The 11,803-nt window shown below is 61.1% G+C and carries 10 protein-coding genes; 1 reads left to right on the forward strand and 9 read right to left on the reverse strand.

Going from position 1 to position 11,803, the window contains the following annotated elements; all coding sequences use genetic code 11:
* Positions 1 to 149: 149 nt before the first annotated feature.
* Positions 150 to 1,829, forward strand: coding sequence for a 2-isopropylmalate synthase (leuA, locus tag HU724_RS22895; RefSeq protein WP_016773339.1), 1,680 nt, complete (start codon positions 150 to 152; stop codon positions 1,827 to 1,829).
* A 230-nt stretch (positions 1,830 to 2,059) separates the two neighbouring features.
* Here leuA and HU724_RS22900 read toward each other — a convergent pair whose 3' ends face one another.
* The 9 genes from HU724_RS22900 to pilW form a co-directional block, all read right to left on the reverse strand.
* Complete coding sequence (locus HU724_RS22900; protein ID WP_122507799.1) at positions 2,060 to 2,851, reverse strand: amidohydrolase; 792 nt, start codon at positions 2,849 to 2,851, stop codon at positions 2,060 to 2,062.
* Positions 2,839 to 3,987, reverse strand: a complete 1,149-nt coding sequence (locus tag HU724_RS22905) for a pyridoxal phosphate-dependent aminotransferase (protein ID WP_186569502.1) — start codon at positions 3,985 to 3,987, stop codon at positions 2,839 to 2,841. The genes HU724_RS22900 and HU724_RS22905 overlap by 13 nt, the downstream gene beginning before the upstream one ends.
* Before the next feature lie 167 nt (positions 3,988 to 4,154).
* Positions 4,155 to 5,627, reverse strand: a complete 1,473-nt coding sequence (gene der, locus HU724_RS22910; RefSeq protein ID WP_024014210.1) for a ribosome biogenesis GTPase Der — start codon at positions 5,625 to 5,627, stop codon at positions 4,155 to 4,157.
* 135 nt (positions 5,628 to 5,762) lie between these two features.
* Positions 5,763 to 6,914: an outer membrane protein assembly factor BamB gene (gene bamB, locus HU724_RS22915; protein ID WP_051600540.1), complete on the reverse strand. Its 1,152-nt coding sequence runs from the start codon at positions 6,912 to 6,914 to the stop codon at positions 5,763 to 5,765.
* Positions 6,907 to 7,548: a tetratricopeptide repeat protein gene (locus HU724_RS22920; protein WP_016773334.1), complete on the reverse strand. Its 642-nt coding sequence runs from the start codon at positions 7,546 to 7,548 to the stop codon at positions 6,907 to 6,909. Before HU724_RS22920 ends, bamB begins: the two co-directional genes overlap by 8 nt.
* A gap of 41 nt (positions 7,549 to 7,589) precedes the next feature.
* Positions 7,590 to 8,879: a histidine--tRNA ligase gene (gene hisS / locus HU724_RS22925; protein ID WP_024014212.1), complete on the reverse strand. Its 1,290-nt coding sequence runs from the start codon at positions 8,877 to 8,879 to the stop codon at positions 7,590 to 7,592.
* A 22-nt stretch (positions 8,880 to 8,901) separates the two neighbouring features.
* Complete coding sequence (ispG, locus tag HU724_RS22930) at positions 8,902 to 10,011, reverse strand: flavodoxin-dependent (E)-4-hydroxy-3-methylbut-2-enyl-diphosphate synthase (RefSeq protein ID WP_016773332.1); 1,110 nt, start codon at positions 10,009 to 10,011, stop codon at positions 8,902 to 8,904.
* A gap of 3 nt (positions 10,012 to 10,014) precedes the next feature.
* A complete protein-coding gene (locus HU724_RS22935; RefSeq protein WP_024014213.1) occupies positions 10,015 to 11,034 on the reverse strand; it encodes a RodZ domain-containing protein in 1,020 nt (339 codons plus the stop codon).
* Positions 11,034 to 11,792, reverse strand: coding sequence for a type IV pilus biogenesis/stability protein PilW (pilW, locus tag HU724_RS22940; RefSeq protein WP_016773330.1), 759 nt, complete (start codon positions 11,790 to 11,792; stop codon positions 11,034 to 11,036). The genes HU724_RS22935 and pilW overlap by 1 nt, the downstream gene beginning before the upstream one ends.
* Between the last annotated feature and the right edge of the window lie 11 nt (positions 11,793 to 11,803).

Below are 11,803 nucleotides of genomic sequence, written 5' to 3' on the forward strand. Positions count from 1 at the left end.
CTCATTCAGCTTCGCCAGCACCGCAGCCTGTGCCTCGTCAGCGCACGACTGCCAGGCTGAATCGCTGCGCCTCGTCCCACGCTTTTCCAAGAACATTCGTTCAACCGGCAGGCCGCCTCTTTTCGGCCCAGACAACAAGGAATTTCCCGATGAGCATGCTCAAAGACCCGTCTTCGAAATACCGCGCGTTTCCCGTCATCAACCTGCCTGATCGCACCTGGCCGTCGAAGACCATCGACGCCGCGCCGATCTGGTGCAGCTCCGACCTGCGTGACGGCAACCAGTCGCTGATCGAGCCAATGGACGCGGCGAAGAAGCTGCGCTTCTGGAAAACCCTGGTGCAGGTCGGCGTGAAGGAGATCGAAGCGTCGTTCCCGGCCGCGTCGCAAACCGACTTCGACTTCGTGCGTACCCTGATCGAAGAAGGCCACATCCCCGACGACACCACCATTCAGGTGCTGACCCAGGGTCGTGAAGACCTGATCGAGCGCACTTTCGAATCCCTGCGCGGGGCGAAGAAAGCCATCGTTCACCTGTACAACGCCACTTCGCCTTCTTTCCGTCGCATCGTCTTCAACCAGGACAAGGACGGCATCAAGGCCATCGCCGTCAACGCTGCCAAGCTGTTCGTCAAATACGCAGCCATGCAGCCGGAAACCGAGTGGACCTTCGAATACTCGCCGGAAACCTTCAGCGCTACCGAGCTGGAATTCGCCAAGGAAGTCTGCGACGCCGTGATCGAGGTGTGGAACCCGACGCCTGAGCACAAGATGATCCTCAACCTGCCGGCCACGGTTGAATGCGCGACGCCGAACGTTTACGCCGACCAGATCGAGTGGTTCGGTCGCAACATCAACCGTCGTGACAGCGTGATCATCAGCCTGCACACCCACAACGACCGTGGCACCGGCGTCGCGGCCACCGAGCTGGGCCTGATGGCCGGCGCCGATCGCGTCGAAGGCTGCCTGTTCGGCAACGGCGAACGCACCGGTAACGTCGACCTCGTCACCGTCGCGCTGAACATGTACACCCAGGGCGTCGACCCTGAGCTGGACTTCTCCGACATCGACGGCGTGCGCAAAGTTGTCGAAGAGTGCAACCAGATCCAGGTGCACCCGCGTCATCCGTACGTTGGCGACCTGGTACATACCGCGTTCTCCGGTTCGCACCAGGACGCAATCCGCAAGGGCTTCGCCCAGCAGAAACCGGACACCCTGTGGGAAGTCCCGTACCTGCCGATCGACCCGGCCGACATCGGTCGCAGCTACGAGGCGGTGATCCGCGTCAACAGCCAGTCGGGCAAGGGCGGCATCGCTTACTTGCTGGAACAGGAATACGGCATCAGCCTGCCACGTCGCATGCAGATCGAGTTCAGCCAGGTCGTACAGCGTGAAACCGATCGCCTGGGCCTGGAGATGACCGCCAAGCAGATTCACTCGCTGTTGATCAGCGAATACTTGCAGGCCAATACGCCGTATGCGCTGGTCAGCCATCGTTTGCAGGAAGAGAACGGCAACAGCGCCGTCGAAGTGGAAGTGGCGAGCAAAGGTCAGGGCGAAACCAACCTGCACTGGCGCGGCAAGGGCAACGGCGCGCTGGAAGCACTGGTCGCCGGCCTGCCGATTCCGGTGGAAATCATGGACTACAACGAACACGCGATCGGCGCGGGCACCAATGCCAAAGCAGCGGCCTACATCGAACTGCGGGTGAACGGTGAACGTGCGGTGCACGGCGTGGGTATCGATGAAAACATCACCACTGCGAGCTTCAAGGCGCTGTTCAGCGCGCTGAATCGCTCGTTGAGCCAGCCAGAGGCGAAAGCGGCGTAATCGACCGCTGAAATGCGAAAGGCCCCGGAGTGTGAACTCCGGGGCCTTTTTCTTTGCGATCGTTCCCACGCTCCGCGTGGGAATGCAGCCCGTGACGCTCCGCGTCACTGGACGCAGAGCGTCCCTTGAGGCATTCCCACGCGGAGCGTGGGAACGATCAGACATGTGGAATGCATTTCCCTGTGGGAGCGAGCCTGCTCGCGAAGGCGTCCTGACAGGCGCTGGGAGTATCAGGTGAACTCAAACGTGTCGGCATCCAGATTCGCCGGAAAGCGCTCGCGATACGCCGCCAACGGCGCCGCTTCCACAATTACCTTGAACACGCCATCCGCCTCCCCCGCCGCCAGCAACGTCTCGCCCTGGAAATCCAGCACCTGACTGTCGCCGGTATAGGCGAAGCCTTTGCCGTCGCTGCCCACCCGGTTTACCGCTGCCACGTAACAGAGATTTTCAATCGCTCGTGCCGGCAGCAGGCGGTTCCAGTGCAGACGCCGTGCGCCCGGCCAATTGGCGGTGTACAGCAGCAGATCGGTGTCCTGCGCGTCCCTGCTCCACACCGGGAAGCGCAGGTCGTAGCAGATCAGCGGACGAATCCGCCAACCCTTGAGCTCGAACTGCACCTGCCGCTCGCCGGGCGTGTAATGGTTGTGCTCGCCGGCCATGCGGAACAGGTGCCGCTTGTCGTAATGCAGCACTTCGCCGTCTGGCCGCGCCCAGAGCAAGCGGTTGCGATGGCTGCCGTCGGCCGCCTGAATGATCACGCTGCCAGTGATGACCGCATCGAACTTCGCCGCCTGCGCCCGCAGCCATTTGCTGGTCGGGCCGTTTTCGGCTTCGGCGAGGGTTTCCGATTCCATCGAGAATCCGGTGGTGAACATCTCCGGCAGGATGATCAGATCGGCGCCACGGGCCTGTTCCAGCAGCAGCTCGAAATGCTCGAGGTTGGCCTGGCGGTCGTGCCACGCCAGGCTGGTCTGGATCAGCGCCAGGGTCAGGTCTGGCAATGCACTCAGATCACGCATAGTTTCGCCGCCGCTTCACGCAGCGTCTCCTCGCGTTTGGCAAAGCACAGGCGTATCAGGCGCTGGCCTTGCGGTGGATTCTGGTAGAACACCGACACCGGAATGCTCGCGACACCGTGCTCGCGGGTCATCCACATGGCCATGTCGACATCATTGAGATCCGGACGGATCTGCAAATAATCGACCAATTGGAAATAGGTGCCGGTGACCCGGGTAAAACTGAAGCGCGACGGCGCGAGCAGATCGCAGAACAGATCGCGCTTGGTCTGATAGAAACCCGGCAGCTCATCAACGTGCTCCGGGTGCTCGGCCATGTAATCGGCCAGCGCGTACTGCAGCGGCGTGACGCCACAGAAACTGACGTACTGATGGACCTTGCGCAGCTCGGCCGTCAGCGCTGGCGGGGCGACGACGTAGCCGGTTTTCCAGCCGGTGACGTGGTACGTCTTGCCGAACGAGCTGACCACGAACGCGCGCTGATACAGCTCTTCATGGGCCAGCACGCTGACATGCGGCACGCCGTCGAAGACCAGGTGTTCGTAGACTTCGTCGCTGATCAGATAGATGTCGCGATCACGGATCAACGCCGCCAGTTGATCGAGCTCGGCGCGGCTGATCAATGCGCCGCTGGGGTTATGCGGGGTGTTGATGACGATCATTTTCGTCCGCGGGCTCAGGGCCGCGGCGAGCTGGTCGAAGTCGATGGCGAAATCGACCGGATTCAGTTGTACATGCACGCAACGACCACCCGCCAGCTCCGTTGCCGGTGCATAGCTGTCGTAGCACGGATCGAAGACGATGACTTCGTCGCCGCTGTGGATAACGGCCTGAATCGCGCAGAAGATCGCCTGAGTCGCGCCGGGCGTTACCGTCACTTCGTGATCGGCATCGACAGTCACGCCGTAGCTGCGGGTGATCTTGGCCGCGATCTGCTGACGCAACGCCGGCAATCCGGTCATTGGTGAATACTGGTTATGGCCACTGGCGATATGCCGCCCGACCGCATCACGCAACGACTGCGGGCCGTCGAAATCCGGGAAACCCTGGGACAGGTTGATCGCGCCGGTCTGCGCCGCGAGCTGAGACATCTGCGTGAAAATAGTGATGCCGACATTCGGCAGCTTGCTGGTGATCATCGGGGGTTCTCTGCTCAACACCCGGCTCTGACGACGGCGCGGGAGAGCCCGAGGATAGCCCATCCGGCGCCCATAAAAAAAGGGCGCCAAACGGCGCCCTTCTCTCATTGAACAAACCCAATCCCCTCACCACGAAAGCCCCACACAAAATTGTGCAGGGCCTCGGATCACTTCTTGTCGCGGCGCTTCTTGCTGGCTTTCTTGTTGTGCGACATCAAGCGACGCTTCTTGTTGACCTGGCGGTCGGTCAGCGTGTTCTTGTTGCCTTCGTACGGGTTCTCGCCGCCCTTGAACTCGATGCGGATCGGCGTACCAACCAGCTTCAGCACACGACGGTAAGTGTTCTCCAGATAGCGCACATACGACTTCGGCACTTTCTCGATCTGGTTACCGTGGATCACGATGATCGGCGGGTTCGCACCACCCAAGTGAGCGTAACGCAGCTTGATCCGGCGGTTGTTGACCATCGGTGGCGCGTGCTCGCCCACCGCATCTTCGAGAATCTGGGTGAGGCGGTTGGTAGGCCAGCGGGTAACCGCGGACTTGAACGAGTTCTGCACCGAAGCGTAGAGGTTGCCCACGCCCGTGCCGTGCAGGGCCGAGATGAAGTGAATGTCGGCGTAGTCGACGAAGAACAGCCGGCGTTGCAGCTCGACTTTGACGAAGTCGCGTTCGCTCGGCGTCATGCCGTCCCACTTGTTGATCGCGATGACCAGCGCACGACCGGATTCGATCGCGAAGCCCAGCAGGTTCAGGTCGTGATCGACCACACCCTCGCGGGCGTCCATCACGAAGATCACCACGTTGGCGTCTTTGATCGCCTGCAGGGTTTTGACCACGGAGAATTTTTCGACTTCTTCGTGGATCTTGCCGCGCTTGCGCACACCGGCGGTGTCGATCAGCGTGTACTTCTCTTCATTGCGCTCGAACGGAATGTAGATGCTGTCGCGGGTGGTGCCCGGCTGGTCATACACGATGACCCGGTCTTCACCGAGCATGCGGTTGACCAGGGTCGACTTGCCGACGTTCGGACGACCGATGATGGCAATCTTGATCCCGTCTTTTTCGCTCGGACCAGGAATACGCTTGGCTTCCTCGCCTTCGGCAACGACTTCTTCCTCTTCGCCTTCAGCCGGCTCGTCATCATCGCGCGGGAATTCGCTCAGAGCGGCTTCCAGCAATTGCGTGATGCCACGGCCGTGGGCGCCGGCGATCGGGATCGCGTGGCCCATGCCCAGCGGGGCGAATTCGGCGCGGGCCATTTCCGGGTCGATGTTGTCGACCTTGTTGGCGACCACGTGGGAACGCTTGTTACGTTTGCGCAAATGCTCGGCGATCATCTGGTCGGCAGCGGTAAAACCGGCCTTGGCATCTACCAGAAACAGCACCACATCGGCTTCTTCGATGGCCAGCAGCGACTGCTCGGCCATTTTTTCGTCCATACCATGTTCGTCACCGGAGATACCGCCGGTGTCGATCAGAATGTAGGAACGCCCTTGCCACTTGGCCTCACCGTACTGGCGATCACGGGTCAGACCGGACAGGTCGCCGACGATGGCGTCACGCGTCCTGGTCAGGCGGTTGAACAAGGTGGACTTGCCGACGTTCGGTCGGCCCACCAGGGCGATTACGGGAACCATGCGGCTCTCCACTTCGTTATTTCAGAAAATACAAAAGCCGCTGCGAGGCAGCGGCTGGTGCTCGGGGCAACACCCGGGGGCGCTGCAAACCCTGCTGATGCAGGGCCGCTTGGGGATGAACCCCAAGCATAGTTGTTACTTGATGGTCAGGGCTTCCAGTTTGCCGCTGTTGCCATACACATAAATCGTGTCGCCCACCACCAGCGGACGGGCACGCAGGCCGTCGCTGTCGATGCGCTCACGGCCGACGAAACGACCGTCGACCTGACTCAGCAGATGCAGATAACCTTCCAGGTCACCCACAGCTACGTAGCTGGAGAACACTTCCGGTGCCGACAGTTGACGGCGAGCCAGCGAGTCGTTGCTCCACAGTGCGGTGGTGGAACGCTCGTCGACGCCTTCAACGGTGCCCGAGGACAGGCTCACGTAGACGCTGCCGAAACCCTGAGCGATACCGGCGTAGCTCGACGCATCGCGCTGCCACAGTTGACGACCGCTTTCCAGGTCCAGTGCCGCAACGCGACCCTGATAGCTGGCCACGTACAGAGTGCCGCCGGACAGCAGCAGACCGCCGTCGATGTCGACCACGCGCTCCAGTTCCGAACGACCCTGTGGAATGGCGATGCGTTGTTCCCACACCGGCACGCCGTTGGAGATGTCCAGCGCGACCACTTTACCGGTCGACAGGCCAGCTACCGCCAGGCGGTTGGTGACCAGCGGAGCACTGGTGCCACGCAGGGTCAGGACCGCCGGGGTGCTGTCATACACCCAGCGCTGGTTGCCGGTGGCAGCGTCCAGACCGATCAGACGATCGTCCTGGGTCTGCACAACGACCACGTCGCCATTGTTGGCCGGCGGCGCGAGGACTTCACTGTTGACGCGGGCACGCCACTTCTCTTCACCGTTGCTGGTGTCCAGAGCGACGACTTCGCCACGCAGGGTACCGATCAGTACCAGACCGTAACCCACGCCAACGGCGCCGGAGACAGGCAGTTCCAGATCCTGGTCCCACTTCACGTCGCCATTGCTGCGATCCATGGCCATTACGACACCGGTAACATCGGCGGCGTAGATGGTGTCACCGTCGATCGCCGGCACCAGCATGTTGTAGGTTTCGCCCTGACCGTCACCGATCGAGCGGCTCCACTGCTTCTGCAGAACCACTTCTTCTTTGAAGTCGGTCAGTTCGGCCGGTGGCAATTCTTTCTTGCTGTTGCTGCTGCAACCCGCGGCCAGAAGGGCCAGAGCCAGCAATGCTGCATGCTTCCAACGGATCACGTCACGCATCCCCTTTGGCCAGGTCGTCGAGCTTGATTTGAAGGCCACCGACCGCCGCTTCATCCGACAGTGCCGCCTTGGCTTTTTGATACGCCTTGTTCGCGTCATCGGTACGGCCCAAGCGCACCAGCAGGTCGCCCTTGAGTTCTTCGCGAGTGGCCAGGAACGCTTTGTCGGCATCGCCGTCGAGCAGTTTCAGGGCGTCTTCGGCCTTGTCCTGCGCGCCCAGCACCTGCGCCAGACGCTGACGGGCGATTTCGCCCAGCGCCGGGTTGGCCGGCTTGTCGACGATGGCTTTGAGTTCGGTTGCCGCGTCGTCCAGCTTGCCGCTGTCGACCGCCACTTTGGCGACGAACAGGCTGCCGTATTGCGCGTAGGCCGAACCGCCGTATTCGCTGTTGAGCTTGCCGGCCAGATCCGCAACGCGGGCGGCATCAGGCTTGCCGTCAGGCGTCAGCGTGGTTTCCAGCAATTGCTGATAGAGCACCGAGGCGCCTTGCGACTGGTTGCTCTGGTATTTGTGATATGCCTGCCAGCCGAACACGATGACCAGCGCCAACAGGCCGCCGGTGACCAGAGGTTTGCCGTTGCGTGTCCACCAGTCCTTCAAATCCGCCAACTGTTCGTCTTCGGTACTCGACACCCCAATACTCCTTAATCGCTAAATCGGCTGTTAAGACAGCTTCAACCCTGCACGACGCAGGTGGCCAGGTGAGCGGCGAGCGCATCCCAGGCAATGCTTTGTTGTTCGCCCTGGCCACGCAGGGGTTTGAAACCTACCACTTGCTGGGCCATTTCGTCGTCACCGAGGATCAATGCGTACAGTGCACCGCTCTTGTCGGCCTTCTTGAACTGGCTTTTGAAACTGCCGGCGCCGGCATTGACTTGCAGGCGCAGGTTTGGAAGTTCATCGCGAACCCGTTCGGCCAGGGCCAGACCGGCCAGCTCGGCTTCTTCACCGAAGGCGCAGAGGTAGACGTCGACCTGACGGGAAATTTCCTGCGGGATCTGCTCAAGGGTTTCGAGCATCAACACCAGACGCTCGATGCCCATGGCGAAACCGACACCCGGGGTTGGCTTGCCGCCCATCTGCTCGACCAGACCGTCGTAACGGCCGCCCGCGCACACGGTGCCCTGGGCGCCGAGCTTGTCGGTGACCCATTCGAAAACGGTTTTGCTGTAGTAATCGAGGCCGCGCACCAGTTTCGGGTTGAGCACGTAAGGAATGCCGACGGCATCCAGACGCGCCTTCAGGCCCTCGAAGTGAGCGCGGGACTCGTCGTCGAGGTAATCGGCCATTTTCGGCGCATCGACCAGAACGGCCTGAGTGTCGGCATTTTTCGTGTCGAGCACGCGCAGCGGGTTGGTTTTCAGACGACGCTGGCTGTCTTCATCGAGCTTGTCGTGGTGCGCCGAGAGGTACTCGACCAGCGCTTCACGATAGCGACCACGGGATTCGCTGGTGCCGAGGCTGTTGAGTTCGAGCTTGACCGCATCGCGAATGCCCAGCTCGCCCCACAGGCGCCAGGTCATGATGATCAGTTCGGCGTCGATGTCCGGACCGTCGAGGTTGAACACCTCCAGACCGATCTGGTGAAACTGACGATAACGGCCTTTCTGCGGACGCTCGTGGCGGAACATCGGGCCGATGTACCAGAGTTTCTGCACCTGACCGCCGCCAGTGATGCCGTGTTCGAGCACTGCGCGCACGCAGGCCGCAGTGCCTTCCGGACGCAGGGTCAGCGAGTCGCCGTTGCGGTCTTCGAAGGTGTACATCTCTTTTTCGACGATATCGGTGACTTCGCCGATCGAGCGCTTGAACAGCTCGGTGAACTCGACGATCGGCATGCGGATCTGCTTGTAACCGTAGTTATCCAGCAGACGCGCCACAGTGCCTTCGAAATAACGCCACAGCGGGGTCTGTTCGGGCAGGATGTCGTTCATGCCACGAATGGCTTGCAGAGACTTGCTCACAAAATTTCCTTAATTCGTTCGATCAGCCGCGCGCGATAACGGCAGCGTCAGCTTCGACCTTTTCGGCCGCTTTCTGGCGGATCAGCTTTTCCAGCTCGTCCACCAGATTGTCATTCGTCAGCTTCTGCGACGGCTTGCCGTCGATGTAAATCAGGTTGGGCGTGCCGCCGGTCAAGCCGATATGGGCTTCCTTGGCTTCGCCAGGGCCGTTGACCACGCAACCGATGACCGCGACATCCAGCGGCACCAGCAGGTCTTCAAGGCGCCCTTCCAGCTCGTTCATGGTTTTCACCACATCGAAGTTCTGCCGCGAGCAGCTCGGGCAGGCGATGAAGTTGATGCCACGGGAACGCAGATGCAAAGACTTGAGAATGTCGTAACCGACCTTCACTTCCTCGACCGGGTCGGCCGCCAGCGAGATGCGGATAGTATCGCCAATCCCTTCGGCGAGCAGCATACCTAGGCCCACGGCGGATTTCACCGTGCCCGAACGCAAACCACCAGCTTCGGTGATGCCCAAGTGCAGCGGCTGAACGATTTCTTTCGCCAGCAAGCGGTAGGCTTCGACGGCCATGAACACGTCAGAGGCTTTCACGCTGACCTTGAAGTCCTGGAAATTCAGGCGTTCGAGGTGTTCAACGTGGCGCAGCGCGGATTCGACCAGCGCCGCCGGGGTCGGCTCGCCGTATTTCTTTTGCAGGTCTTTTTCCAGCGAACCGGCGTTGACGCCGATGCGGATCGGAATGCCGCGATCACGGGCAGCATCGACCACGGCACGCACGCGGTCTTCGCGACCGATGTTGCCCGGGTTGATGCGCAGGCAGTCCACACCCAGTTCGGCCACGCGCAAGGCGATTTTGTAGTCGAAGTGGATGTCAGCCACCAACGGCACTTTGACCAGTTGCTTGATCTTGCCGAACGCCTCGGCGGCGTCCATGTCCGGCACCGAGACGCGAACGATGTCGACGCCGGCGGCTTCCAGACGATTGATCTGCGCCACGGTCGCAGCGACATCATTGGTATCGCTGTTGGTCATGCTCTGCACAGCGATCGGCGCGTCGCCGCCCACCGGTACGTTGCCGACCCAGATCTTGCGCGATTCGCGACGTTTGATTGGAGATTCGCCGTGCATGACTTATTGACCCAACTTCAGGCGAGCAGTCTCGCCACTGGTGAACGGAGCGATGTCGACCGGTTGGCCGTTGTAGCTGACCTGTGCTGCGCGGGCAACGCCCAGACGCACATTGAGCGGCGGTTTGCCGGAAACGCTCACGCTGTCGCCTTTATGCTTCAGACCACTGAAAATCACTTTGCCACGGCCATCGGTCACCTGTGCCCAGCAATCGCCGGTGAACTGCAATTGCACCTGGCCTTCGCCGGCAACCGGAGCAGCTGCTTCAGCGCTTGGCGCTTGAGCAACCGGAGCGGTCGGGGCAGGTGTCGCTGGGACATTCGGCGCTGGAGTGGCCGGAGCCGCCACCACTGGCGCAGGCGTCTGTGCCGGTGCGCTTGGCGCAACTGCCGGGGCAGCCGGCTCGGCTGCTGGCGCAGCAGATTCGGCGCCGGTGGATTCAGCACTGGTTTCCGACTGCGGCAAGGCCAGCGATGTCGAATTGTCAGCCTGATTTTCGGCGACAGCCTGGTCTTCCGGCTCGTCGATCGGGTGGATCTGCGTGGTGCCATCAGCGCCTTCGACTTCGACGTGCTCCGGCGCGAGGCTGGTCAGATCGCGGGTGCGCTGCGAGGTTTGATCCTGCCACCAGACGAATCCGCCGCCGATGACCGCGATCAGCAGCAACAGGCTGACGATACGCAAAATGGTGTGGGAAACCCGCACCGGCTCTTCGATACGACCGAGGGCGTGAACGTTGCTGCCCTGGGAGTCGGTGCCAGTGGACTGGTCGAATTGCTGAACCAGAACGGTCTGGTCCATGCCGAGCAATTTGGCATAGGCGCGAATGTAACCGCGAGCGAAGGTATGCCCCGGCAGCTTGTCGAAAGCGCCGGCTTCAAGATTGCTCAGGGATGTCACGGTGAGGTTGAGCTTGAGGGCCACTTCGGCCAGCGACCAGCCATTGCTTTCGCGGGCCTGGCGCAGGGTCTCACCGGGATTTACGCGATTCGCTGCTACAACTTCGGGATGCGCCGCTTTCATCATTGCTCCGACAGGTATTGCTGATATTCCGGCGTACCGGGATAGAGTCGTTTTAATTGCAGACCGTAACTGGCTGCCTTGTCGCGATCTTCAAACACTTTTGCCAGCCGAACGCCGAGCAATAGACTACGTGCATTTTGTTCGGTGAGCTGGCTGAAACGGTCGTAATAGTCACGCGCGGGCACATAATGCCTGTCTTCGAAGGACAACTCAGCCATTTCCAGCAATGCGCGTGGTTGTTGGCGATTCAGGCGCAGGGCTTTTTCCAGCTGTTGCTGGGCCAGATCACGCTGGCCAAGCTTGGCGGCGGTCATGCCGAGATTTTCGAAGACCCGCGAGCGCTCAGGATACAGGGTATCGGCGGCCGCTTGTTCAAAACGCTCGTAGGCTTCCTTGTAGCGCTGTTCTTCGTAGAGGAAACTGCCGTAGTTGTTGAGGATGCGCGCATCGGCGGGACGTGAGGACAGGGCCTTGCGAAAGTGCTCGTCGGCCAGTGCCGGCTCCATTTCCGCCTGGAACACCAGACCGAGGGCCGCATTGGCGTCGGGGTCGGAACCGTCCAGCTCCAGCGCTTTCTTCAATGGCACCTTGGCGCGCTCGGTCATGCCTTGCTGCAGATAGCCCAGCCCCAGCTGCACGTAGGCAGCCCGCGCTTCATCGCGGCCCTTGCTGGTCTTCATCGGGTTGTAGTCACCCGACAGGACACAACCAGCACACAGGCTGGCCAACAGCAACAGCAGCGCAAAGCGCAGGGACATAGAGATCCTCT

The organism is Pseudomonas iranensis, from assembly GCF_014268585.2.
Lineage (GTDB): Bacteria > Pseudomonadota > Gammaproteobacteria > Pseudomonadales > Pseudomonadaceae > Aquipseudomonas > Aquipseudomonas iranensis.

Bases quoted from the DNA above. Each gene is read 5' to 3' on its own strand.
- HU724_RS22905 (WP_186569502.1), bottom strand. From the start codon at position 3,987: ATGATCACCAGCAAGCTGCCGAATGTCGGCATCACTATTTTCACGCAG.
- bamB (WP_051600540.1), bottom strand. From the start codon at position 6,914: ATGCGTGACGTGATCCGTTGGAAGCATGCAGCATTGCTGGCTCTGGCC.
- leuA (WP_016773339.1), top strand. From the start codon at position 150: ATGAGCATGCTCAAAGACCCGTCTTCGAAATACCGCGCGTTTCCCGTC.
- ispG (WP_016773332.1), bottom strand. From the start codon at position 10,011: ATGCACGGCGAATCTCCAATCAAACGTCGCGAATCGCGCAAGATCTGG.
- pilW (WP_016773330.1), bottom strand. From the start codon at position 11,792: ATGTCCCTGCGCTTTGCGCTGCTGTTGCTGTTGGCCAGCCTGTGTGCT.
- HU724_RS22900 (WP_122507799.1), bottom strand. From the start codon at position 2,851: ATGCGTGATCTGAGTGCATTGCCAGACCTGACCCTGGCGCTGATCCAG.
- HU724_RS22935 (WP_024014213.1), bottom strand. From the start codon at position 11,034: ATGAAAGCGGCGCATCCCGAAGTTGTAGCAGCGAATCGCGTAAATCCC.
- der (WP_024014210.1), bottom strand. From the start codon at position 5,627: ATGGTTCCCGTAATCGCCCTGGTGGGCCGACCGAACGTCGGCAAGTCC.